The 24,701-nt window shown below is 48.5% G+C and carries 17 protein-coding genes; 5 read left to right on the forward strand and 12 right to left on the reverse strand.

The window, feature by feature from the left end:
• Positions 1-78: 78 nt before the first annotated feature.
• The 5 genes from ACO6V5_RS19195 to ACO6V5_RS19215 form a co-directional block, all read right to left on the reverse strand.
• Positions 79-1,926 (reverse strand): F-box/WD repeat-containing protein, encoded by a 1,848-nt coding sequence (locus ACO6V5_RS19195; protein WP_422139450.1) that lies wholly within the window; start codon positions 1,924-1,926, stop codon positions 79-81.
• Between the two features lie 215 nt (positions 1,927-2,141).
• Positions 2,142-3,992 (reverse strand): WD40 repeat domain-containing protein, encoded by a 1,851-nt coding sequence (locus ACO6V5_RS19200; protein WP_422413656.1) that lies wholly within the window; start codon positions 3,990-3,992, stop codon positions 2,142-2,144.
• A gap of 234 nt (positions 3,993-4,226) precedes the next feature.
• Positions 4,227-6,077, reverse strand: a complete 1,851-nt coding sequence (locus tag ACO6V5_RS19205; protein WP_422413658.1) for an F-box/WD repeat-containing protein — start codon at positions 6,075-6,077, stop codon at positions 4,227-4,229.
• Between the two features lie 193 nt (positions 6,078-6,270).
• Complete coding sequence (locus ACO6V5_RS19210) at positions 6,271-7,833, reverse strand: FAD-dependent oxidoreductase (protein ID WP_422413660.1); 1,563 nt, start codon at positions 7,831-7,833, stop codon at positions 6,271-6,273.
• 337 nt (positions 7,834-8,170) lie between these two features.
• Positions 8,171-8,350, reverse strand: a complete 180-nt coding sequence (locus ACO6V5_RS19215; protein ID WP_422136178.1) for a hypothetical protein — start codon at positions 8,348-8,350, stop codon at positions 8,171-8,173.
• Here ACO6V5_RS19215 and ACO6V5_RS19220 point away from each other — a divergent pair.
• Together ACO6V5_RS19220 and ACO6V5_RS19225 are read left to right on the forward strand one after the other, a co-directional pair.
• On the forward strand, positions 8,337-8,687 hold the full coding sequence (locus tag ACO6V5_RS19220; RefSeq protein ID WP_422442045.1) for a hypothetical protein: 351 nt from the start codon (positions 8,337-8,339) through the stop codon (positions 8,685-8,687). The genes ACO6V5_RS19215 and ACO6V5_RS19220 overlap by 14 nt on opposite strands.
• A 281-nt stretch (positions 8,688-8,968) precedes the next feature.
• The gene (locus tag ACO6V5_RS19225; protein ID WP_422132798.1) at positions 8,969-10,486 is read left to right on the forward strand and encodes an IS1182 family transposase; all 1,518 of its coding nucleotides are present in this window, start codon (positions 8,969-8,971) and stop codon (positions 10,484-10,486) included.
• Between the two features lie 125 nt (positions 10,487-10,611).
• Here the strand turns inward: ACO6V5_RS19225 and ACO6V5_RS19230 are convergent, their stop codons facing one another.
• Positions 10,612-11,745, reverse strand: coding sequence for a glycerate kinase (locus ACO6V5_RS19230; RefSeq protein WP_422442044.1), 1,134 nt, complete (start codon positions 11,743-11,745; stop codon positions 10,612-10,614).
• A 306-nt stretch (positions 11,746-12,051) separates the two neighbouring features.
• On the opposite strand from ACO6V5_RS19230, the gene ACO6V5_RS19235 reads away from it, so the two are divergent.
• Together ACO6V5_RS19235 and parC are read left to right on the forward strand one after the other, a co-directional pair.
• Positions 12,052-12,747: an endonuclease gene (locus ACO6V5_RS19235; RefSeq protein ID WP_422410142.1), complete on the forward strand. Its 696-nt coding sequence runs from the start codon at positions 12,052-12,054 to the stop codon at positions 12,745-12,747.
• Between the two features lie 87 nt (positions 12,748-12,834).
• Positions 12,835-15,120 (forward strand): DNA topoisomerase IV subunit A, encoded by a 2,286-nt coding sequence (parC, locus tag ACO6V5_RS19240; protein WP_422410140.1) that lies wholly within the window; start codon positions 12,835-12,837, stop codon positions 15,118-15,120.
• 93 nt (positions 15,121-15,213) lie between these two features.
• Here parC and ACO6V5_RS19245 read toward each other — a convergent pair whose 3' ends face one another.
• The 5 genes from ACO6V5_RS19245 to trxA form a co-directional block, all read right to left on the reverse strand.
• A complete protein-coding gene (locus ACO6V5_RS19245) occupies positions 15,214-15,864 on the reverse strand; it encodes a TetR/AcrR family transcriptional regulator (RefSeq protein WP_422139444.1) in 651 nt (216 codons plus the stop codon).
• A 169-nt stretch (positions 15,865-16,033) separates the two neighbouring features.
• Positions 16,034-16,768, reverse strand: a complete 735-nt coding sequence (locus tag ACO6V5_RS19250; RefSeq protein ID WP_422410138.1) for an NAD(P)H-flavin reductase — start codon at positions 16,766-16,768, stop codon at positions 16,034-16,036.
• Between the two features lie 314 nt (positions 16,769-17,082).
• Entirely contained in the window at positions 17,083-18,549 is a 1,467-nt protein-coding gene (ubiD, locus tag ACO6V5_RS19255; RefSeq protein WP_422410136.1) for a 4-hydroxy-3-polyprenylbenzoate decarboxylase, read from the reverse strand.
• A gap of 65 nt (positions 18,550-18,614) precedes the next feature.
• Positions 18,615-19,874, reverse strand: a complete 1,260-nt coding sequence (gene rho / locus ACO6V5_RS19260; RefSeq protein WP_257276489.1) for a transcription termination factor Rho — start codon at positions 19,872-19,874, stop codon at positions 18,615-18,617.
• A 591-nt stretch (positions 19,875-20,465) separates the two neighbouring features.
• Positions 20,466-20,789, reverse strand: coding sequence for a thioredoxin TrxA (trxA, locus tag ACO6V5_RS19265; protein ID WP_422136170.1), 324 nt, complete (start codon positions 20,787-20,789; stop codon positions 20,466-20,468).
• A gap of 488 nt (positions 20,790-21,277) precedes the next feature.
• Here trxA and ppx point away from each other — a divergent pair, with 488 nt between their 5' ends.
• Positions 21,278-22,774 (forward strand): exopolyphosphatase, encoded by a 1,497-nt coding sequence (gene ppx, locus ACO6V5_RS19270; RefSeq protein ID WP_422136169.1) that lies wholly within the window; start codon positions 21,278-21,280, stop codon positions 22,772-22,774.
• Here the strand turns inward: ppx and ACO6V5_RS19275 are convergent.
• Positions 22,760-24,604 carry a Na/Pi cotransporter family protein gene (locus ACO6V5_RS19275; RefSeq protein WP_422136168.1) on the reverse strand — a complete coding sequence of 615 codons (1,845 nt, stop codon included), beginning with the start codon at positions 24,602-24,604 and terminating at the stop codon, positions 22,760-22,762. The genes ppx and ACO6V5_RS19275 overlap by 15 nt on opposite strands.
• Positions 24,605-24,701: the final 97 nt, after the last annotated feature.

Here is a 24,701-nt window from a genome sequence, read left to right on the forward strand (position 1 = left end):
TTTCAGTGTTTTTCTCCGCAACCAATGATAAACAGAACGAATGGATGTTACTCAGGGTCTATTGAGGAGTGTCATGAATCATAAGAGGCGACATATATCCTCAAAGGGATCATCTTCCACCCAAAGTTCGGTGATTTTCACGGTTTGACCACGAGTATCGTCCCAATCATTGTCAGCGACGGTCATCACATAGTCGCCATCGGCGCTGAAAGTGGCTGATCTGACGCAACCAGCATGGTAAATGATCGCTTTTACTAACCAGGTTCCATCAAGCACCTGACCACAAATTTTCGCCGTACCGTCACGACTAGCAGTCACCACATGTCGGCCATCAGTGCTGAAGGTCGCTGAACTGAGCCACATCCTATGAGAAATGGTCACTTTCTCCTCCCATGCTCCTTCGGCATTCAGGCCATAGATCTTCGCCATACCATCAACACTGGCAGTCACCACATGGCAGCCATCGGGGCTGAAAATCGCTGAAATGACCCAATTCCTATGAGAAATGGTTACTTCCTCCTCCCATGACCCATCGTCATTCAGGCCACAGATTTTCGCCGTTTTATCAGCACTGGCAGTCACCACATGGCAACTATCAGCGCTGAAGTTAAGTGATCGAATCGAACCATTGTGGGAAATGATGCCTTTTTCTTCCCATAATCCGCCCTCCTTCAGACTAAATATTTTCACAAAATTATCGTCACCGACAGTCACCACGTGGCGGCTATCGGGGCTGAAGTGGGCTGATTTGACCGGGGGAACATGGGGTAGAGTAGCCTCTTCTTGCCACAGCCCGCCTATCTCCTTGCCATGGACTGTCGCATTGTGCTCTCTACTGACAGTCACGACATGACGGCAATCGGCGCTAAAGCAGGCTGACCTGACTGTATTATTGTGGCGAATAATGGCTACCCATTGCCATAATCCATCGTCCTCCAGACCTAAGATGTGGGCTGTGTGATCTTCAGCGATCATCACCAAATAGCGACCATCGGCACTGAAATTCACCAAAGCATTGGAATTGTGACCGAGAATAATGAGTTTTTTTACCCATGAACCATTACTCTCCAGACCGGAGATTATCGCCTTTCTATCCCAACTGCTGGTTACCAAATAACAACCATCGGGACTGAAGGTGGCTGAAGAGACAGTGCTCCCATGAACGATAATGAGTTTTCGTTCCCATGAGCCATCGGCCTCTTGACCATAGATACGCGCTGTGACGTCGTAGCCGAAGATTACCACACGGCGGCCATTGGCACTGAAACTGGCTGAACAGCCAAAATCGCTTTGATGAGTGAGGACTTTTGGTATCCACGATCCATCGGCCTCCAGGCCAAAGACTCTCGCCACGCCGCCTTGACCGGCAGTCACCACGTGGCTGGCATCAGCACTGAAACTGGCTGAGTTGACAGGCCTATTATGTGAAATAGTGGCTTTTGTAGCTAATTCAAATGTCCAAAATTTAGACTTTCGTTCGGTATTAGTGAAATGAAGCACAGCAGGTAAATGAGGACTGCCTCGGCGTTCTATAAGTGAATCGATTAAATCCTTATCATTTATAAACCGCTCCATCCAACAACGGAGCTGTTCATCATCTTTTGAAGTGACGATTGTCCTGAGTAGCAACTGATGTGATGAAGGAAAACGGCGATACCACGCCTTTGCCAACGCATTATCTTCTTGAATCACTTCCCGAAAGTAGGTAGATACCTGTTTTAAACGGGCAATATCTCTAAGCCTCAGACAGCCAATAATTTTCAAATGCGTGTCGACCGACAAATTGAGTAGTGAAGGTTTACTCTCGTCAGATACATTGATGTTTCTGCCCTTACTGACTCCCTTCGGTGCTCGCGCCGATATAGATTCATGAGGTCTCAGGGGAACTGGACTGCCAAGGGTGCCGTTATTATTTACTCTATTCATGCTTGGAATCTTCGAAGTGAGTATTTGTTCTCGATTAGAAAGAAAATTCAAAATTAATGAGGCAATGTAGAGTCGGTCTAAGGATAAAAGTTCATAACATGTTGGTAAGAACAACTAACAAAAATACTGCCATGCATTTTCAGTGTTTTTCTCCGCAACCAATGTTAAACAGAACGGATGGATTTTGCTCAGGGCCTATTGAGGAGTGTCATGAATCAAAAGAGGCGACATATATCCTCACAAAGGGGTTCATCTTCCACCCAAAGTTCGGTGATTTTCATGGTATGACTAAGGAAATTGTTCCAATCACTGTCAGCGACGGTCACTACATAGACGCCATCGGCGCTGAAGGTGGCTGATCTGACGCGACCATTGTGGGAAATGGTCGCTTTTACTAACCAGGTTCCATCAAGCATCTGACCACAGATTTTCGCTGTATAGTCATAACTGGCAGTCAACACATGTCGGCCATCAGTAGTGAAGGCCGCTGAATAGACCCATCCACTATGATAAATGGTCACTTTCTCCTCCCATAATCCATCGTCCTTCAGTCCGTAGATCTTCGCCATACCATCGTCACTGGCAGTCACCAGATGACAGCCATCGGGGCTGAAGGTCGCTGATCTGACCCAATCTTTATGGAAAATAATCTCTTTTTCTTCCCATGATCCATCGGCTTTCAGGCCATAGATTTTCGCCGTTTGATCTGCACTGGCAGTCACCAAATGGCAGTCATCGTGGCTGAAGTTAACTGATAGAATCGAATCATCATGGGAAATGATGCCTTTTTCTTGCCATGACCCATCGTCCTTCTGGCTATAGATTTTCGCAAAATGATCCTTACCGGCAGTCACCACGTGGCGGCTATCGAGGCTGAAGCTGGCTAACTTGACTGAACGATTGTGGCGAATGATGGCTTTTGGTTGCCATGATCCGTCTATCTCCAGGCCATGGACTTTCGCATTGCAATCGCGACTGAGAGTCACAACAAGGCGGCCATTGGCGCTGAAGCTGGCCGACCTGACTGAACTATGGTGGCAAATGATGGCTTTTGGTTGCCATGATCCATCGTCCTCCAGGCCGAAGATTCGCGCTGTCTGATCTCTACCGATCGTCGCCACATAACGACTGTCGGCGCTAAAGGTCGCTGAAACAGAGCAATCCTGATGGAAAATGATGGTTTTTTTTATCCATGCACCATCGGCTTCCAGACCATAGATTCTCGCCTCGCCATCTGCACTGATGGTTACCAAATAGCGACCATCGGAACTGAAGGTGGCTGAAAAGACAGCGTCGTCATGGACAATAACGGCTTTTCGTTCCCATGAACCATCGACCTCTTGACTATAGATACGCGCTGTACCGTTGTAACTGGAGACTACTACATGGCGGCCATGGGCGCTGAAGCTGGCTGAACATGATGAATGGCAGTTAAGAATGAGGACTTTTGGTTTCCATGATCCATCGGACTCCAGGCCAAAGATTCTCGCCGTGCCGTTACTACTGGCAGTCACCATATGGCGAACATCAGCGCTGAAACTGGCCGATTTGACAAGGCTATCATCTGAAATAGTGGTTTTTGTCGCTAATTTAAAGGTTCTAAATTGAGACTTCCGTTCGGCATTAGTGAAATGAAGCAGAGCAGGTAAATGAGGACTGCTTCGGCGTTGTATGAGTGATTCGATTAAATCTTTATCGTTTATAAACCGCTCCATCCAACAACGGAGCTGATTATCATCTTTTGAAGTGACGATTGTGTTAAATAGAAGCTGGTGTGATGAAGGAAAACGGCGATACCACGCCTTTGCCAACGCATTATCTTCTTGAATCACTTCCCGAAAGTAGGTAGATACCTGTTTTAAACGGGCAATATCTCTAAGCCTCAGACAGCCAATAATTTTCAAATGCGTGTCGACCGACAAATTGAGTAGTGCGGGTTTACTCTCGTCAGATACATTGATGTTTCTGCCCTTACTGACTCCCTTCGGTGCTCGCGCCGATATAGATTCATGAGGTCTCAGAGGAACTGGACTGCCAAGGGTGCCGTTATTATTTACTCTATTCATGCTCGGAATCTTCAAAGTGAGTATTTGTTCTCGATTAGAAAGAAAATTCAAAATTAATGAGGCAATGTAGAGTCGGTCTAAGGATAAAAGTTCATAACATGTTGGTAAGAACAACTAACAAAAATGCTGCCATGCATTTTCAGTGTTTTTCTCCGCAACCAATGATAAGTACCTACCAGTTACTTAAACAGAACGGATGGATGTTGCTCAGGATCTATTGAGGAGTGTCATGAATCATAAGAGGCGACATATATCCTCACACAGGGGTTCATCTTCCACCCAAAGTTCGGTGATTTTCACGGTTCGACGACCATCATGGTCCCAATTATTGTCAGCGACGGTCACTACATAGTCGCCATCGGCGCTGAAGGTCGCTGATCGGACATAACCATCATGGGAAATGGTCGCTTTCACTAACCAGGTTCCATCGAGCATCTGACCACAGATTTTTGCCGCGCCGTCGTCACCGGCAGTTACCACATGTCGGCCATCAGTACTGAAGGCCGCTGAATAGACCCACCCACTATGAGGAATGGTCGCTTTCTCCTCCCATGACCCATCGACCTTCAGGCCGTAGATCTTCGCCATACCATCGTCACTGGCAGTCACCAGATGGCAGCTATCAGGGCTAAAGGTCGCCAATCTAACCCAATCTTCATGGAAAACGGTCTGTTTTTCCTCCCATGACCCATCGGCTTTCAGGCTATAGATTTTCGCCGTTTCATCAGCACTGGCAGTCACCACATGGCAGCTATCAGCACTGAAGTTAAGTGATTGAATCGAACCATTATGGGAAATGATGCCTTTTTCTTCCCACAATCCACAATCCTTCTGACTATAGATTTTTGCAAGGTTATCGTCACCGACAGTCACCACGTGGCGGCTATCGGGGCTGAAGCGAGCTGATGCGACCGCGAGATCATTGGGTAAAGTGGCTTGTTCTTGCCATAATCCGTCTATCTCCCGACCATGGACTTTGGCATTGCGATCGCGACTGACAGTCACCACAAGACGGCTATCGGCGCTGAAGCTGGCTGACCTGACTGAAGTATTATGCCGAATGATGGCTTTTGGTTGCCATGATTCATCGTCCTCCAGGCCGAAGATTTGCGCTGTGTGATCTCTACCGACGGTCGTCACATAGCGACCATCGGCGCTAAAGGTTGCTGATACATAGTGATCCTGATGAAAAATGACGGTTTTTTTTACCCATGCACCATCAGCTTCCAGACCGTAGATTCTCGCCTCGCCATCTGCACTGATGGTTACCAAATAGCGACCATCGGAACTGAAGGTGGCTGAATAGACAGAGTCCTCATGAACAATAACGGCTTTTCGTTCCCATGAACCATCGACCTCTTGACTATAGATACGCGCTGTACCGTTGTAAGTGGAGACTACTAAATGGCGGCCATGGGCGCTGAAGCTGGCTGAACATGATGAATGGCAGTTAAGAATGAGGACTTTTGGTTTCCATGATCCATCGGACTCCAGGCCAAAGATTCTCGCCGTGCCGTTATAACTGGCAGTCACCATATGGCGAACATCAGCGCTGAAACAGGCCGAGTTGACAAGGCCATCATCTGAAATAGTGGTTTTTGTCGCTAACTTAAAGGCTCTAAATTGAGACTTTCGTTCAGCATTAGTGAAATGAAGCAGAGCAGGTAAATGAGGACTGCTTCGGCGTTGTATGAGAGATTCGATTAAATCTTTATCGTTTATAAACCGCTCCATCCAACAACGGAGCTGATCATCGTCTTTAGAAGTGACGATTGTACTAAGTAGAAACTGGTGCCTTGAAGAAAAACGCCGATACCACGCCTTTGCCAGCGAATTATCTTCTTGAATCACTTCTCGAAAGTAGGTAGATACCTGTTTTAAACGGGCAATATCCCTAAGCCTCAAACAGCCAATAATTTGCAAATGTGTGTCGACGGACAAATGGAGCAGTGAAGGTTTACTCTCGTCAGATAGAGTGACATTTCTGCCCTCACTGACCCCAGTTGGTGCTTGCGCCAATGTAGATTGAAAAGGTCTCTGGGGAACTGAACCGCCAACGCTGTTGTTATTATCTATTCTATTCATGCTCGGAGTCTTCGAAGTGAGTATTTGTCCTCGATGAGAAAAAATGTTCAAAATTAACGCTGTGAAGTAAAGTCGGCTTTAGAGTAAAAGTTAAGAACTTCTTGTTAAGAACAACTAACAAAAATGCCACCGGCCCATGCATTTTCTTTGTCTTTCCCCACAACAAATAATGAACAGGCTGGACGGTTGTTGCTCAGGGTCTATCGAGAAGAGCTTCTTGCGCTTCCATAATCAGGATTTCCTCCAGTGCCCGCAAGCCGGCAAGGTAGCCAGAATAAGAGGCCGTTATTGCTTGTCTGGGCAGGTCGTGCTGGACAGCAACATCCCCGGCAGTCAGCACGCCGCTCTGACAGGTATGGCTCCAACGGTATTCGTTATCCAGACTCTCGGGCGCTGTTGAGCCAATTCCCAGGCTCTCCGGCTCGTATTCCAGTGTGTTTGCAATGACGCCATCCACCACGATGGAACGGCTGTCAGCCTGAACATGGTAGAGATTTTCTAAAGGCGTCAAGGTAATGGTATCTACGGTTGTTGCAGAAACGGATAACTTGAGAAGCTGCTTATCCAGACTTGTGAGCAGGCTGGATTCATTGTCGGGGACTGGCCAGAAGCCTTTCAATGACTTTCTGTTTCGGGTATCAATGAGAACAACATCAAATCCCGATCGACTGGCATATAAAGCAGCGGTTTTTCCGCCAATCCCTGCGCCAAGAATAGCGACCCTCCTTTTCGGCCAGATACTTTTTGTCACCATTTTATTCAGCCACTGGGCAGTGATGGTTCCCCTGGCAGCAGCCATCAGGAGAGTAACAAAGGGGCTATCAACAGAACCCAGTGTCAGTATGCTGCTCTTCATCAAGGGCTGGGACCATGGGGTTTGGTTGAGATCATAACGTTGGATATAGTCCTTGTTATTCAGACAAATATCAGGATACATACTGGATTGAGGTTTCTGTCCGATGGCTGAGAACACGCCAGAAATGGGAAGACTCAGCTTGCGCCTGCCACCCTCAAAACTCAATGTAGTGGCATTTAACAAGCCATCCTGATTGATGTAAACAGACTCCAGATTATGTTCGAAATAGAGAAAAAGAGCCTTCTTTCTTCTCTCCAGTGCATTGTAGAGAAGATCAATCAAGATGCTTTCTGCCTTGAAGCTACTGCCTTGAACGGCCAGATGCACCTTGTTGGCATTGAGGCTGAGCAGGCTGATGGCCTGTTCAATGGCTGAGGCTCCTCCACCCACCACCAGAACATCTTTTTCCGCAAACCTGGGACCATCACAATCGGTACAGGTAAATACTCCGTTGCCTTTGTAGGGCTCCAGAATCGTCGGCAGGTTCGGTTTTGCCCCCGATGCCAATATAACAAGGGGCGCATAATAGACGGAGCGCTCCCCCTGTAAAATCTTCATTTTTCCCTTCAGTTGAGTGGCAACGATATGATCTTCAATGATTTGGACATTAGGACTGCTCCTTGCCTTGTCTTCCATCAACTGTTGCAGGCCTCTCCCTGTGATTGTCAGGCTACCTGGCCAGTTCTCAATAGTACCCGCCCCTTCAAGCTGCCCCTGACTCTTATGACTTTTTATCACCCGTATCCTGACCATTGGGTTGTATCTGGCAATCGTCTGGGCGGCCGTCATGGCTGCCGGCCCACCACCTACGATCACGACTGAAGGCGTCAATGCCCGGAGTGTCGGACTCAGGAATAAGGTGAGCAGCAGACCTACCTTAATGATATTTTTAGACTTCATTCTTAAAAGTGTTCAGCAATAGGCAATTCGTTGCAGAGTATTTTTCTTTTAATACCAATCGAACTGTCTAACTCCCTATTGCGCTGAAGATTTTAGCCTTAATCCTGCGTTGGCGATCGTCGCCATAGCTAAGGCTCAAATCTCCACGCTCATCATGGGAGTTAGAAAATACGACTGGTATAACTCTTATTGTTCTTTACCGGCCTGATTCCGATCAAGCTGTCGGATTTCCGGAACGCCTGGAAAATAGATCAGGTTACGACTTACTCAGGCCAATGGGTAAAAATAGATCAAATTATTTGTTTGTGAATGCGATTTCCAAAATTTCAGGTCTTTCTCACGCTATTGGAGGGTGTCGCAAAACTCTCTCCAGCGTGGGAACGAGTTGACTCCCGTCATTCCCGGCTTCATTCTCGTCATTCCCGAGAAGGCAGAGATCCACCGTTGGCGCTGGATTCCCGCCTTCGAGGCTGTCGCAAAAGCCTCTCCAGCGTGGGAACGAGTTGACTCCCGTCATTCCAGACTTCATTCTCGCTATTCCCGACTTCATTCTCGTCATTCCCGCGAAGGCGGGAATCCACACTGACTCACCACCAGAACCATCCTGCCCGGTGCCCCCTGGCCTTGTCATCCCTGAGAAGGCGGAGTCCCACTGTTGGGGCTGGATTCCCGCTTTCGCGGGAATGACGACTTCCTTAACAACTCGTTCCCACGCTGGAGCATGGGAACCAGAGTTTTGCGACAGCCTCCTTCGCGGGAATGACGACCTCAGAGCATGGGAACAAGCTGTTGGAGTTTTGCGACACCCTCTATTGCCAGGGACTGAAGGATTAAAAAATCAAAGACCGCGTTAAACCCTGATGCCTGATTGCAACTCTCGCGCTAGTCTTGTAAATCACAGTTTTAAACTATGAGACTGTCAAAAAACTCTAACAATTCGCTCCCACACTCTTGAGTGTTCTAGCAGCCTGTCGGACTTAAGACTGTCCTACTGCGGTTGCAATAAATTGGTCTAAAAATCTCTGTTTCTTGCAATCCTCGCTACGGACGCTTAAGTCCGACAGGCTGCTAGGAGCCTGACCGAGAATAGGCTTATCTGTTATGATAAGCCTTAAACCAACTCTGATTATGCCAAATGTCACCACCACCAAAGTTTAAGGACAGTCCTGTTGAGTTTGATCAGCATCTGCTGTTCCCAACCAACGTTTTCGATTTGCTTCCCAAAGATCATGATTGTTTTATTTATGAAAGCATTTTTCAGAACATTAATACGTCTGAAGTCGAAAAAAAATATCACCACCTTGGTCAGCACGCATACCCTCCAAAGCTCATTGTCGCTATTCTGATCTACGCATACAGCCATGGTGTTTTCAGTTCCCGTGAGATTGAGCGACGGTGTCGACAAGACTTGGCGTTCATGTATATCTCACAAATGAACTGCCCGAATTTCAGGGTTCTTGGTGACTTTCGTAAGGATAATCTGTCGTTTTTCCATGACTGCTTCAAACAGTCAGTCAAACTGGCCATTGAACTCAAAATGGCATCACTGGGTCATATCAGCCTGGACGGCTCCAAGTTCAAAGCCAACAGCTCAAAACACAAGGCCATGAGCTACGGGAGGCTCAAAGCGAAAGAGGCAGAACTCAGTGCCGAAGTGGATGAGCTGATCAAAAAAGCCAGTCAGTGTGATCAGGAAGAAGATGACGCCTACAAAGCAACCAATGGTTACAGCATTCCTGAAGACCTCCAGTTTAAAGAAGAGCGCCTGAAAAAAATCAAAGAGGCCAAGAAAGCACTTGAAGAACGTGAAAAAGCTTTAAATCCAGACAAACCAATAGACGACAAAAAGCAGATCAGTTTTGCAGATCACGATGCCCGCGTGATGAGCAAGAAGGGGTATTGTGAGTACAGCTACAATGCTCAAATTACAGTTGATTCCGATAACCAGATCATTGTTGGCCAGCATGTCAGCCAACACGCCAACGATGTACAGGAAGTGGAGCCGGCGCTGAGGGCATTATCAGGAGCCACTGATGGCGCGGCTGTAGATAAGTGGAGTATGGATAATGGTTACTTCTCAGGGTCAAACTTACATACAGTCGAGCGACATGAGATTGATGCCTATATCGCAACCGACAAGGCGGAGAAGCCTGCCGCTGACGACCTTGAAAGCTCTGACAGGAAGTTTGTCAAAGCGGATTTTGCGTATGATTCCGAAGCTGATGTATTTATCTGTCCGGCAGGGGAAAAGCTGGTAACGAACCCGGCCAGCAAAAGCAAAAGAAAAAGCTACCGGGCAAACAAGACGGTATGCAGGGAATGCCCTTATCGTCGGAATTGCAGTGATTCAAAGAAAGAGGCTGGCAGGGTTATCCGTACCGATAAGTTTGAAAAAGCACGTCAGGCTATGAATAAGAAAATGGAGACAGCCGGTGCGAAAGCCATATATGAGCGTCGTAAAGTTATTGCGGAGCCACCATTTGGACAGATAAAAGAATCTGGTTTCCGAGGGTTCAGTCTCCGCGGCAAAGAAAAAGTTTCAGCGGAATTTTCACTGGTATGCACTGCGCATAATATCAAAAAATTTGTAAAAGCGGCTTCCACGAGGTCAATCCGTCTTGAAGATTTGAAAGAGGCTAAAAAGGCAGCATAGAGGCTGTGAGAAGGCATAAATATGCAAAAATGAGCAAAATCCCACTAATAATTGGATATTTTTTGCTCATTTTAAGATTTGGGAAAACTTCTGTTGGTCTGGTTGCGCTATTCTCGGTCAGGCTCCTAGAGCTTCATTGTCAAAGCTACAGCCAGATTTCTGGCAGCCCTGATCAGGTTTTCTTCTCCTTTCATCAGTGCCTGCTCAAGAGTCACCGCTCCGTGAACTACAGGAAACAAGGCATCGATCCCCTGAGCATAAACGGCCTCTGCCCCTTGCCCAACTGAACCGGCCAATGCCACTACCGGAAGATCCAATGATTTGGCAATACGGGCCACACCCACTGGGGTTTTTCCCTGAGCAGTCTGACCATCAATGCGGCCTTCACCTGTAATGACCAGATTGGCCCCTTTGACTTTTTCAGCCAGGTCAACAGCAGCCATGACGATTTCAATACCTGGCTCCAGCCGGGCATTGAGAAAACCCAGTAATGCCGCCCCCATGCCACCCGCTGCTCCGGCACCCGGCCTGTCACAGACAGAGACACCCAGGTCGCGTTCCATAATCAGGCCAAAATGGCCAAGGGACTGATCCAGAACTTTGACCATATCGGGTGTTGCTCCCTTTTGCGGACCAAAAATAGCGGAAGCTCCATTGTCACCGGTCAGCGGATTATCAACATCACAGGCAGCAATAATCTCTACTGATTGCAGGCGCTGATCCAGGTTAGAGGTATCGATCTTGCTCAGGCTTGATAACTGCCCACCACCGCATTGCAGCTCCTTGCCCTGGTCGTTCAATAAACGAACCCCCAGAGCTTGCATCATACCGGCACCACCATCATTGGTTGCACTGCCACCGATCCCGACAATTATTTTCTCGACGCCCCTGTCCAGCGCACTCAGGATCAGCTCACCGGTACCCTGTGTGGTCGCAATCATCGGGTCACGGTGATCAGGACTTACCAACTCCAGTCCGGACGCCCTGGCCATTTCAATGACAGCGGTTGTGCCGTCACCCAGTATGCCAAACTCAGCCTGAATCTGATGACCCAGAGGGCCTGTGACGGGCACTTCTATAAAATGTCCACCCGTGGCATCAACCAGTGACTGAAGTGTTCCTTCGCCACCGTCAGCAACAGGTACTTTGACGCACTGTGCATCAGGAAGAATTTCCTTAAAGCCGGTTTCGATCGCAGAGGCTACCTGGGCAGCCGTTAGACACTCTTTAAAGGAATCGGGGGCAATGACAATTTTCATCGGTTTCTACTCTTCCGTGTCAGCCAGTCTTTATGATGCCGCAATACGTAAGTACCTAACCAGTTGGTTTCGCATATTCTGGACGGCGGCTTTTTCCATCCTTCTGCGTTCCAACTCTGGTTGCGTAGCTATGGCTACGCGCCCGTCGTTGCGCCTTGAAGGATGAAAAAATCCACTCGCCAGAATATGCGAAACCAACTGGCCAGGTACTTAGTAGACGTCAGGGCTATTCTGCAACATATATGGAATTACAGGGCTAATTTTTAATAAAATAAGACCTGTGTCTTTTATGTCCGAGTCTGATTCGTGTCCATTGCTTCTCGTTTATTGGTTGTATTTTCCGTTGCTCTGCTTCCTTTTTCTGCCTGGTCTGCACCCGCCAGTTTTTCTCAGGCCAAGCGGGAAGCGGTGAAAATCTATTCCGATCACCTCACCAGTTTTTATTGCGGTTGCGATATAACCGTCCGCGGCAAGAAACTGGTGCCTGACCTGGAATCCTGCGACTACAAGGTACGAAAACAACCAAACCGTGCTTCAAGGATTGAGTGGGAACATGTTGTACCGGCCTGGGAATTTGGTCATCAGCTCCAGTGCTGGCAGGAAGGGGGCCGTAAGCTCTGTAGAAAGAATCCCGATTTTCGCAAAATGGAATCGGATCTCCACAATCTGGTGCCCGCCATAGGAGAGGTGAATGGCGATCGATCCAACTACCGCTTTGGCTTTCTGCAAGATACGCCCAAAATGTATGGCCAGTGTGACTTTAAAGTCAATTTCAAGGAGCGAAAAGCACAACCACCGATAACAAAACGAGGCAAGATTGCCCGTATCTATCTGTATATGGCAAGCCGTTACGCCTTCAGAATCAGTAAAAGTCAGAAAAAGCTCTATGAGTCCTGGGATCGGCTCTATCCGGCAACCGCCTGGGAAATTGAGCGTAATGCTCGTATTGCCGAGGTTCAGGGCTGGGAGAATCCATACGTTTCAATATATTCAGAGGGATGAATGAGCCCATTCCACTGTCCTATCTGCGATCAGGGTATTATCATATCCCGATTAGCTCATTTTTAAAGCTCCCAAGGTTTATAGAGAATGGAACAGACCTTCATAGGTGATGATGGAATAGAACGTCAGTCACTGAGGGCCTATACAGAAAGCGCATACCTGAATTACTCCATGTATGTCATTCTGGATCGCGCTCTGCCCCACATTGGCGACGGCCTGAAGCCAGTACAACGTCGTATTGTTTATGCGATGAGTGAGCTGGGACTGAAAAATACCGCCAAGTTTAAAAAGTCAGCCCGTACGGTGGGTGATGTTCTGGGTAAATTTCATCCCCATGGCGACTCTGCCTGTTACGAAGCCATGGTATTGATGGCGCAGCCCTTCTCATACCGCTATCCGCTGGTAGATGGTCAGGGTAACTGGGGGTCGCCGGATGACCCCAAGTCTTTTGCCGCCATGCGCTATACCGAGTCCAGACTGACTCGTTATTCTGACGTTCTGCTCAGTGAACTGGCACAGGGCACGGTAGACTGGGTACCTAACTTTGACGGAACACTGGAAGAGCCATCCATCTTGCCTGCCAGATTGCCCAATCTGCTGTTGAACGGTACCACCGGTATCGCGGTGGGTATGGCGACCGACATCCCTCCTCACAACCTGAGAGAAGTCGCAAACGCCTGTATTCATCTGCTGGATCATCCGGGGGCAACCACTGCCGAGCTTGTTGGGCATGTTCAGGGGCCTGACTTCCCCACCGAAGCTGAAATCATCACACCCCGCGAAGAAATTCTGAAGATTTACGAGCAGGGACGAGGCTCTCTGAGAATGAGAGCCGTCTATCAGCAGGAAGGCGGAGAAATCATTGTTACAGCGCTGCCCTATCAAGCTTCCGGAGCCAAAATTCTGGAGCAGGTAGCCGCCCAGATGCAGGCCAAGAAGTTGCCCATGGTCGCAGACCTGAGGGACGAATCAGACCATGAGAATCCTACCCGACTGGTGGTTGTTCCCCGCTCCAACCGTATTGATGTCGATGGTTTGATGAACCATCTGTTTGCCACAACCGATCTTGAGAAGACCTACCGGGTCAATATGAACATGATCGGTGTCGATGGCAAGCCTCAGGTCAAGGCTCTGGATACCCTGCTGAAGGAGTGGCTGGTCTGGAGAACCGACACCGTCAGACGTCGTCTGCAGCACCGTCTGGATAAAGTACTGGCCAGACTTCATATTCTTGAAGGTTTACTGGCAGCCTTCCTGAATATTGATGAAGTCATCGAAATTATCCGCAATGAGGACAAACCCAGGGAAGTCATAATGACTCGATTTGGCCTCTCCGAGCTTCAGGCCGATGCCATTCTGGAAATCAAGCTGCGCCAGTTAGCCAAACTGGAAGAGATCAAGATTCGTGCTGAACAGGAAGAGCTGGAAAACGAACGCAAAAATCTTGAGCTGACCCTCAGTTCCGAGCGTCGACTGAAAACCCTGGTCAAAAAAGAGATCAAGGCCGATGCCGAAGAGTTTGGTGATGATCGTCGTTCACCCTTGAAGGTTCGACAGGAAGCCCAGGCTCTCTCGGAAACTGACCTGATGACATCTGATCCAGTGACTGTCGTGCTGTCTGAAAAAGGCTGGGTGCGATGTGCCAAAGGACATGAGGTTGACCCCGCCAGTCTCAACTACAAGGCAGGGGATAGATATCGACTGTCTGCCAAGGGCAAGAGTAACCAGTCTTCGGTATTTATAGACTCTACTGGTCGTGCATATTCTGTTCTAACTCATACTCTTCCCTCTGCGCGAGGCCAGGGTGAGCCGCTGTCCGGGCGTGTCAATCCACCTTCCGGGGCGACCTTTGAAGGGCTGTGTGTCGGTGACAATGATGACTGTTATTTGCTGGCGAGCGATGCTGGTTATGGCTTTGTCGTTCAGCATTTTGATATGGTCAGCAAGAACAAAGCCGGTAAGGCTCTGCTGACTTTGCCCAAGTATTCCCGGGTCATGTCACCTATACCGGTAACGGGCGAAGACCAGGTGCTGGCTGCCATTACCAACGAAGGGCGTATGCTGATCTTCCCGCTATCTGAATTACCCAAGCTGGCAAGAGGCAAAGGTAACAAGATCATTAATATTCCTGCGGCACGGGCATCGGATCGAATCGAATTGATGGTTCATCTGGCGGTGATGAACTCGAGCGATGCTCTGGTTCTCTACGCCGGCAAACGGCATGTGACTCTGAAACCGGCAGATATTGAGCATTACCACGGAGAGAGAGGTCGCAGAGGCAATAAGCTGCCCCGAGGCTTCCAGAAAGTGGACAGTGTTGAGGTTATTCGGGCGAACAAGGAGGAGGAGGAGGAGGAGGAGGAGGATTGTTAAGCTCGATGCCTGAGTCATCCGGTCACAGGTTTTTATAGCCGTCGCTGACGACCGTTAAAAACCCATGACGGTCTTTGCACCCAGTGACTGCGATCAGCGACTTCTGATCCCACACCCCTTGATGATGAGGTTGCAAAGATGCTCTGTCGCAGCCTCTAAATCCTCATCGGACAGAGCCTCCTTACCAATAACACAGGCTACCTGTGGGCTGTAATCCACATAATATTGGGTGGTAGCCCAGATGGTAAATAACAGGTGCAAAGGGTCGACAGGGTCCATTTTGCCTCGCTCTATCCAAGATTCAATAACTCGTGATTTCTCTTTGATCCATGACTTGAAGTACTCAAAATGTTCTTTAAGATGTTGCCCACCATGAATGATCTCACTGCTGAATATACGGGAAGCGTTGGCGTGAGCCAGACAGTATTGCATTTTTGCCTGTATGTACTGACGAAAGGCTGAAGCCGGATCATCCTCTATGTTCAAGCCGGAAAAAACCGCTTCCCAGAGTTCCATAATATGGCCAAGAACAGCACCATACAGATCGACCTTGCTGTTGAAGTAATAATGAATATTGGCTTTTGGCAACCCGGCTCTGGTTGCAATATCCCTGATTGAAGCTCCTTTGAAGCCACTAAGAACGAATTCGTCCTCTGCAGCTTGCAATATGACCTTAATATTTTTCTGGCGCACACGACTGCTTCTCACAGCCGTCTGCTGAACTTTGGCAGCGGAAGATTGCATAAAATCTCCGTATATTGATTGGGTGTTATGACGATCGACTATGAATATAGACAAGAGTTGCGCAATTACCATTCGTTGCACATAAATTACGGCAGTGTTTTTTATTACTGTGCTAATGGGTCAGGGTTTATATTTGCAATTCAGAAGGGTAGCAAGATTCGTGACGATATTATTTTCTTGGTGCGTAGTCAAAAACGTCAGAGTGCAGGTTTTTTTCCGGGAATCCGTCTCCAATCATTACGTCATATGTCGTATAAACCATTTGTGGTGAGCCACTGATATAGGTCTGACAATCGAGCAGCTTTTCGCGATCGACCAGAATCGCTTCATACAGCAGCCCATGGCGCCCACACCAGTCATCTTCATGATGGGTTTCACTGACTACCGGATGATAATGAACGCCCTGGCCAGACCATTGCACAGGGAGGTTGGGCAGATAGAAGTCTGCAGGTGTTCTGGCTCCCCAGTAAAGATGCATCTCACCGTGATGATGGTGACGCAGGCAATACTCAATCATGCTTTTCATTTGGGAGAAGCCTGTGCCGGCGGCAACGAAAAGCAGGGGCTGCTGTTTGTCGATTGAGTCAGGGAGATGGCAATTCCCTAGAGGCAAACTGACGTTCAGCACACCTTCTTTTATTTCCCGAAAGAGCTGTTGAGAGTTTGGACTGCCTTTCAGCTGTTGAATATGCAGCTCCAGATGCTGCTGGTTTTTTTGCGGCGCTGAAGCAATAGAAAAACAATTGTTTTCATTATTCTGAAGGTGAACAACAAGATACTGACCCGGATAATAGCCAGGAAAGCAGTCTGACTCAGCAGTCAGTTTGATACGGTAAATGTCGGAACTGAGAAGCTGAGTATCGGCAACTGAGCACCGCAGCCTGGAAGACTCGCTTATCTGCACAATACCTCCCTCCCGAATATCACAGCCAGCAGGAATGCCCGGGGTTTCCCTGATGACCGTATTAAGAAGTAACTAGCAGCCTGTCTGCCCTACTCGGCAACTGCTCCTGCGTTGCTCTAGCTCCTGCATCCGTGCAGTCGTGCGGTTGCGATAAATTGGTCTAAAAATTCCTGCCTCTTCGTCAAATAGCCCCGCTATTCTCCTCAGAAGCAGAAATTTTTATCCTCAATTTCTCGCAATCCTCGCTACGGGCGCTTGAGTCCGACAGGCTGCTAGCTCGGGTAACCGAGTGATAATCAAGAGCTGTAATTGTTTCAGTCTATACCCAAATCACCCCAGAGTGCATCAACCCGTTCCTTGACTTCCTGCGTCATGGTTATGGTTTGCCCCCATTCCCGATCGGTTTCTCCGGACCATTTATTCGTAGCATCAAAACCCACCTTGGAACCAAGACCTGCAACGGGTGAAGCGAAATCCAGATAATCAATGGGAGTGTTTTCAACAAAGACGCAGTCCCGCTTGGGATCCATTCGAGTCGTCATGGCCCAGATGACATCGTTCCAGTCTCTGGCATTGACATCATCGTCGGTGACAACAACGAACTTGGTATACATAAATTGTCTGAGGTATGACCATACACCGAGCATGACTCGCTTGGCATGACCCGGGTATTCCTTACGCAGGGTCACCACCGCCATTCGGTAAGAACAGCCTTCCGGAGGCAGATAAAAGTCCACGATTTCCGGAAACTGCTTTTTCAGAATGGGAACAAATACCTCATTCAGGGCCACTCCCAGGATAGCGGGCTCATCGGGAGGCCTGCCTGTGTAAGTGCTGTGATAAATGGGATCTCTTCTGTGAGTAATACACTCTACGGTAAAGACCGGGAAACGCTCCACTTCGTTGTAGTAACCGGTGTGATCACCGAACGGGCCTTCGTCCGCCATCTCTCCCGGATAGATATGCCCTTCCAGAACAATCTCGGCACTGGCAGGTACCTGAAGATCGTTGGTGATGCTTTTAACCAGTTCGGTTTTACTGCCTCTTAACAGGCCCGCGAAGGCATACTCTGAAAGACTGTCAGGCACAGGGGTCACTGCCCCCAGGATGGTAGCCGGATCAGCACCCAGAGCTACGGTTACGGGGAAAGGTTTATCAGGGTATTGCTGTTGCCAATCCCTGAAGTCCAGAGCACCGCCACGATGAGAGAGCCAGCGCATGATCAGTTTGTTTTTACCAATCAGCTGTTGGCGATAAATTCCGAGGTTCTGTCGATCCTTTCCAGGGCCTTTGGTGATGACCAGAGGCCAGGTGACCAGAGGGCCCGCATCGCCGGGCCAGCAGGTTTGAACAGGAATCCGGTTCAGATCTATCTCATCACCTTTGAGCACGACTTCCTGACAGACGGCTTTACTGACCACTTTGGGCCCCATGTTCAACACTTGTCTGAAGACAGGCAGCTTTGTCAAAGCATCACGGAAGCCCTTGGGTGGATCGGGTTCCTTAAGATATGCCAGGAGCTGACCTACCTCCTTCAGCGCACTGACATTATCCTGCCCCATACCCAGAGCCACCCGGCGCTCTGTGCCAAACAGATTGGCCAGTACCGGCATGTCATAACCTTTTGGATTTTCGAACAGCAGTGCCGGCCCTTTCTTGCGAAGCGTTCGGTCGCTGATTTCGGTCATTTCCAGATACGGATCGACTTCGGTCTTGATTCTGACGAGTTCACCCTGCTTTTCCAGCAGCTTGATGAAGTCCCGTAGGTCCCTGTATTTCATTGGAAGTTAAAGCTGAGGCTGAGAGAAGATGGGGACAGGCTGACCTGTCCCCGGATAATGATGGATTACTTCCGCTTCATAGACTGGAAGAATTCTTCATTGGTCTTGGTGTGCTTCATGCGGTCCAGCAGGAATTCAATGGCGCCGATTTCGTCCATTGGGTGCAGGATCTTGCGCAGAATCCACATGCGCTGCAATTCTTCTTCTGTGGTCAGGTAGTCTTCACGACGAGTACCGGACTTGTTGAAGTTAATGGCAGGGAAAACGCGCTTTTCAGCGATGCGACGGTCGAGGTTCAGTTCCATGTTACCAGTACCTTTGAATTCCTCGAAGATCACTTCGTCCATTTTCGAGCCAGTGTCCACCAGGGCGGTAGCCATAATGGTCAGACTGCCACCTTCCTCGATGTTACGGGCAGCACCAAAGAAACGTTTGGGACGCTCCAGAGCGTGGGCATCAACACCACCGGTCAGAACTTTACCGGAAGAAGGAATAACTGTGTTGTAGGCACGAGCCAGGCGGGTAATGGAGTCCAGCAGGATCACCACGTCTTTCTTATGCTCAACCAGTCGCTTGGCTTTTTCCAAAACCATTTCAGCCACTTGCACGTGTCGTGACGGAGGCTCGTCAAAGGTCGAGGCCACCACTTCACCACGCACGGAACGAGCCATTTCGGTCACTTCTTCTGGACGTTCATCAATCAACAGAACGATCAGGTGGCATTCGGGGTTGTTACGGGTGATATTAGCTGCAATATTCTGCAGCATCAGGGTCTTACCAGCCTTAGGGGGGGACACGATCAGACCACGCTGACCTTTACCGATTGGAGCCACCAGGTCGATAATTCGGCCTGTTAAATCCTCGGTGGAGCCGTTACCCATTTCCATGACCAGACGATCCTGTGGAAACAGCGGGGTCAGGTTTTCAAATAGAATTTTATTACGGGCGTTTTCTGGCTGGTCAAAATTAATTTCATTGACTTTTAGCAGTGCGAAATAGCGTTCACCCTCTTTAGGTGGTCGAATTTTACCCGCAATGCTATCACCGGTTCTCAGATTGAATCGACGAATCTGACTGGGTGAAACATAAATATCATCAGGACCTGCCAGATAAGAGCTGTCGGAAGAACGCAGGAAGCCGAAGCCATCCTGCAGGATCTCAAGAACACCATCGCCATAGATGTCTTCCCCGCTGCGGGCGTGGCGCTTCAGGATTGAGAAGATTACGTCCTGCTTCCGGGAACGGGCCAGATTTTCAAGGCCCATTTCATTAGCGATCGCCAGAAGTTCAGGAACAGATTTTTTTTTCAGTTCGGTAAGATGCATAAGAGTTCGCGAACGTTAAATTGAAAGGTAATGGCCGTCGTAGTTGCAGGAAGATCAGATATTATTGAGATTATTATTTTCAGCATCGTTTAATATCGATGCCTGCCTAAGCTCATAAAAACGGCTTTCAAGCTGTAACCACATCGTAAAGGCAAGCTCGAAACAAACGTGGCCGGAGTATCCACTACTGCTGTTCAGAAGGACCTTCAAAGCTCCAGAAAAGCATCCAACAGGCTTACCTGAAACAAGCAGATCTAATAACTCCCGAATTAACAGTCTATATCCTTTTCTGGAAAATAATCAAGAACTCCTGCTACGTCAACTTTTCAGAAACTTTTTGTTGAGAAATATTTCCCTTCGGAGCAAGCATGAAAACAGCTATTTCGTATCTGTGTTTTTGATTTTCATCAGCCTCATTCTGACGATGATGGATGGGCGCCGGACTATCCTGACTCATTGCTTTGTGATATCACACAATGCTGTGAAACCAGCTGGATGATTCGACTTCATCCGGCTGATTTTTTCCAGAAATCTCCTGGCCGGGAGTATCAGAAAGCTTCTGAAATCTCTAAAGCCGTAAGATTGATTCTGTTACAGGTTGCTATCAAGAAATGCTGTCAGCTGAGACTTGGACAGGGCTCCAACCTTGGTCGCTTCAACATTGCCACCCTTGAACAGCATCAGTGTTGGAATGCCTCGAACGCCATACTTTGGAGGTGTGGCTTCGTTGTCATCAATGTTCAGTTTACAGATTTTCAGCTTGCCGTCGTAGTCCAGTGCGATTTCGTCCAGTACGGGCGCGATCATTTTGCAGGGACCACACCATTCAGCCCAATAGTCGACCAGTACAGGACATTCTGCCTTCAGCACGTCCTCTTCGAAGGAAGCGTCTGTCACATTGACAATTTCGCTCATGGAATGGATCTCCTAGCCATTTTGCTTAATGTCAGAGCACGAATCATAGCAAAGGGATGAACCCGGAAACAAATTCGATCACTCTGATTTTATTGTGGGTGGTAGTTTACAGAGTTATGATTATTTGTATACGGCTGTCAGCATGAATCAGATTTTGCAGCCGAATTTATGACTCATGGGATGTTTATTTTTCATCATCAGAAACTTGAAAGTATGGCTTTTTTCCTTTCACGAAATCTCTGCCAAAACCTGTAAACAGAAGCTTTAAGCGCAAGCAGCCCGGTATACAACAATGTGCGGCTGACAGTAAATGTGCTGTAACCAGAGCCTTCTGTTATATTGCTGGTTTATGTTAGCCAGCACCATGATTTGCATGACAAAAACTGATTGTCTGGTCATGGCCTGATTATTCAACCAACCGTCAGCTCAACGGGCCCCGGGTGAAAAAAACCGGACTGATTGCTGCGGGAGTGTCGAAGAAGAACATTATGACAGACCAGGGTCGTATTGAGTCCAACAGCCAGCCTCTCGTGGCAGCTATTGATCTGGGTTCCAACAGTTTTCACATGATTGTCGCCAGAGTGGAACAGGGGGAAATCAGGCCAATTGAACGACTTGGAGAAAAAGTACAGTTGGCTGCCGGTCTGAGTGAGGATGATTGTCTTTCTGAGCAGGCCATGAAAAGAGGACTGAATTGCCTGGCACAGTTTGCCCAGTATATGTCCGGAAGGCACTTTCAGGCACTTAGGGTCGTTGGCACCAATGCCCTTAGAAAAGCGAAGAACAGCAGCGATTTTGTCGAAAAAGCTGAAAAAATCCTCAATCATCCTGTTGAAATTATTGCCGGTCGGGAAGAGGCCCGTCTGATCTATTTGGGCGTAGCCCAGACTCAATCAGACGACAATGATCGTAGAGTTGTGGTCGATATTGGTGGTGGCAGCACCGAGCTGATTGTAGGTGAGCGCTTCGAACCCAGACTGCTCGAGAGTCTTCATATGGGTTGTGTTGCCTATACCGACCGGTTTTTTCCCGGCGCAGAGCTGTCCCCCGAGCGCTTTCAGTCGGCTTATTATGCGGCGCGCCTGGAACTCCTGAATATTGAACAAGCCTACAAAAATCTTGGTTGGGTGGATGCGGTGGGCTCCTCTGGCTCTATTCGGGCAGTGAGTTCGATTCTCTCAGCCATGGGCCATGGTGAAATTATTACCCATGAAAAAATGGACATGCTCAAAAGTCAGGTTCTGGAATTCAGTCACACTGGCAGAGTCCGTTTCCCTGGCCTGAAACCGGATCGGCAGGCTATCTTCCCTGCCGGGCTGGCCATTTTGATGGCCTGTTTTGACGCTTTCGAGATAGAAAGGATGCAATACTCAGAGGGTGCTCTTCGGGAGGGCGTTCTTTACGACATGCTGGGTCGGGACCATCATGAGGATGTCAGGGGCCGGACCCTGTCGGCATTGATGAAACGCTATCATGTTGACCTGACCAATGCAGAAGGGATTAACCGTTACTCACAGGCCTGTTTTGATCAGGTCAGAAAGAGCTGGGGACTGGTGGCTTCTGATCGGGAGTTATTGAACTGGGCTTCACTGGTGTGCGAGGTAGGCCTGGATATTTCACATGCACAATACAACCGTCATGGCGCTTATCTGATCCAGCACTCGGATCTGATGGGGTTCAATAAAGAGCAGCAGAGAAAGCTGGCTCTGCTGGTGCATGGGCATCGCAGAGCCATTCCGAAAGGCTTGCTTGAACATTCAGACAGCAACCTGCTGTTAAAGCTGACTGTGCTCCTGCGTCTGGGGATTGTGCTCAATCATATACGGGACGGGGCTTTCTCCCATTATGATTTAAAAGCGGGTCACCGTACTCTGAATGTTAGCTTTGAATCAGGTTGGTTAGGAGATCACCCCCTGACAGCAGCCGACTTTGAACGAGAAAAAATGTATCTGAATAAGGTCGGCTTCAAATTAACTGTGAACTGATGGATCGGGGGGCTGTTCGGAAGACATATCAAATTCCTGATACTCTTCCCTGTCCCTTGTGAGCATGATGACGGCACCGTCAATCAGGTTTGTGCAGGCATCGTGAACATGAGCGCTGTCGTTCAATAGTGAGCTTGCAATAAATGGGTCGACCTGTCCGGAGCGAATCAGTTCGTTCAGAGTCTCGTTGGTTTGCCCGTCTCTTTCCCTGAGTTCTTTCTTCAGTTGTTCCGCATGTTCACGGATATGGCTGTAACTGCGACGAACGCCCAAAATGTCAACCAGCTTGAGAACGGAAGCCAGACAGAGCCTCAATTGATTGTACTGTTCCCGAATCTGCTCATTTTCCGACTGGGTGTATTTGCCCATGTTCTTGTAAATATGCTTGACGTGCTTGATGGCCTGAACAAAATCACGACAGGCCACTTTCAGGGCAAACAGCTCCTGAGCTTGCTGCCTGGGGAGTTTACCTTCCAGGGCACCAGAATACTGGACAATATCCGCATAGATACCCTTTATGTGGCGAATATAAAGTTCCTTGATCGTCCAGGGCTGGTCATCCCTGCGCCAGCTCTGAACCAACTCTTCGAGGTTGTCAGACTCACGAAGCTTTTCACCGCTGAGATAAATGCCATAACAGATCAACTCAAGAGTATTGCGATAGAGATGTCCACACTCCTTGGTAATGGCTCTCAATGCGGTATCGGGATAACTGAGAGTGACCGGGTTCAGGTAAATAGCTCTTTCAACCTTCAAAGATTCATCCCCCGCAAGATTTAATGGAACCTGCGGAGTGCTCTCGGTAAAGAGCATCTGTAGCCAATGCACCATTTTATTGAGGAAGGGCAAAAGGGTCACGATACCAATGATGTTGAACAGGCTATGAAAGATGGCCAGCTTCAAGGTGTAATTATTCGCGGCAATACCATAAACAGAAGCCAGATAGTCCACTGCGCCCATCAGAGGTTTGAGAGCAGCAATAGCAATGGTGGCCGTGACGACATTAAAAGCAAGGTGGGCAACAGCCAGCCTTTTACCTTCTGCGTTGGCACTGATGGCTCCAAGGATGGCCGTAATCGTGGTGCCAATATTTGAGCCGATGGCCAGGGCCAGGGCATTCTCATAGCTGAGCTGACCTGCAGCAAGAGCCGAGAATGTCAAAACCATTGTTGCGTTGGTTGACTGCATAATGATGGTGGCCAGCATACCTAACCCGGTATACACCAGCACCCCCGAAAAGCCCTGCATGGCAAATTCAGCCAGGTCAATGGAGCTTTTGAAGGCATCAAAGCCCACCTTCATGAAGTGGATACCGAGGAACAGAAAGCCTATACCAAGAAGGATGTAACCTAATCCATTAATATTCTTGTACTTGTTGGATTTCAGGAGCACTCCTATCACTAAAAGGGGCATGGCATAGGTTGACAATTTAACCTTCAAGCCAAAAACAGCTACCAGCCAGGCACCGGCTGTACTGCCAAGATTTGCACCAAAAATAATCCCGATTCCTGCCGTCAGGCCTATCAGTCCGGCACTGAGAAAGGAAATGACGATAACCGAAACCAAAGAGCTGGATTGCAAAAAAGCGGTGGAAATCACACCAAAGGACAGGCTTTTCCAGACCTTATCGGTAGTCTTCTTGAGCAGAGCTTCAAGAAGCCCTCCGGTATAGACCTTAAAGCCCTGCTCCAGATAAACCATGCCAAACAAAAAAATAGCAACACCAGCCGCTATCTCACGAAATTCGGGGCTGACCCAGAAACCATAGATCAGCATTACAATGATAGAAGGTAAAAAAAGTCGGCTTAACATGCCTGATTGAAAGCTCATAAACATTCCGAACGCTGACTTCATTACCGTCCTTATCGGCGCTTTGGTTCGGACTTTTCAATTAATTTATCTGTAGCAAAACTGTCACTAAAGAGTC

This window comes from Endozoicomonas sp. ALD068 (genome assembly GCF_049310145.1).
In the GTDB taxonomy this organism is placed as follows: Bacteria; Pseudomonadota; Gammaproteobacteria; order Pseudomonadales; family Endozoicomonadaceae; genus Endozoicomonas_A.

What these genes read in the sequence shown, in the direction of transcription:
- ACO6V5_RS19195 (WP_422139450.1), bottom strand. Translation starts at nt 1,926, where the DNA reads ATGAATAGAGTAAATAATAACGGCACCCTTGGCAGTCCAGTTCCCCTG.
- ACO6V5_RS19200 (WP_422413656.1), bottom strand. Translation starts at nt 3,992, where the DNA reads ATGAATAGAGTAAATAATAACGGCACCCTTGGCAGTCCAGTTCCTCTG.
- ACO6V5_RS19205 (WP_422413658.1), bottom strand. Translation starts at nt 6,077, where the DNA reads ATGAATAGAATAGATAATAACAACAGCGTTGGCGGTTCAGTTCCCCAG.
- ACO6V5_RS19210 (WP_422413660.1), bottom strand. Translation starts at nt 7,833, where the DNA reads ATGAAGTCTAAAAATATCATTAAGGTAGGTCTGCTGCTCACCTTATTC.
- ACO6V5_RS19215 (WP_422136178.1), bottom strand. Translation starts at nt 8,350, where the DNA reads ATGACGGGAGTCAACTCGTTCCCACGCTGGAGAGGCTTTTGCGACAGC.
- ACO6V5_RS19225 (WP_422132798.1), top strand. Translation starts at nt 8,969, where the DNA reads ATGTCACCACCACCAAAGTTTAAGGACAGTCCTGTTGAGTTTGATCAG.
- ACO6V5_RS19230 (WP_422442044.1), bottom strand. Translation starts at nt 11,745, where the DNA reads ATGAAAATTGTCATTGCCCCCGATTCCTTTAAAGAGTGTCTAACGGCT.
- parC (WP_422410140.1), top strand. Translation starts at nt 12,835, where the DNA reads ATGGAACAGACCTTCATAGGTGATGATGGAATAGAACGTCAGTCACTG.
- ACO6V5_RS19245 (WP_422139444.1), bottom strand. Translation starts at nt 15,864, where the DNA reads ATGCAATCTTCCGCTGCCAAAGTTCAGCAGACGGCTGTGAGAAGCAGT.
- ubiD (WP_422410136.1), bottom strand. Translation starts at nt 18,549, where the DNA reads ATGAAATACAGGGACCTACGGGACTTCATCAAGCTGCTGGAAAAGCAG.
- rho (WP_257276489.1), bottom strand. Translation starts at nt 19,874, where the DNA reads ATGCATCTTACCGAACTGAAAAAAAAATCTGTTCCTGAACTTCTGGCG.
- trxA (WP_422136170.1), bottom strand. Translation starts at nt 20,789, where the DNA reads ATGAGCGAAATTGTCAATGTGACAGACGCTTCCTTCGAAGAGGACGTG.
- ppx (WP_422136169.1), top strand. Translation starts at nt 21,278, where the DNA reads ATGACAGACCAGGGTCGTATTGAGTCCAACAGCCAGCCTCTCGTGGCA.
- ACO6V5_RS19275 (WP_422136168.1), bottom strand. Translation starts at nt 24,604, where the DNA reads ATGAGCTTTCAATCAGGCATGTTAAGCCGACTTTTTTTACCTTCTATC.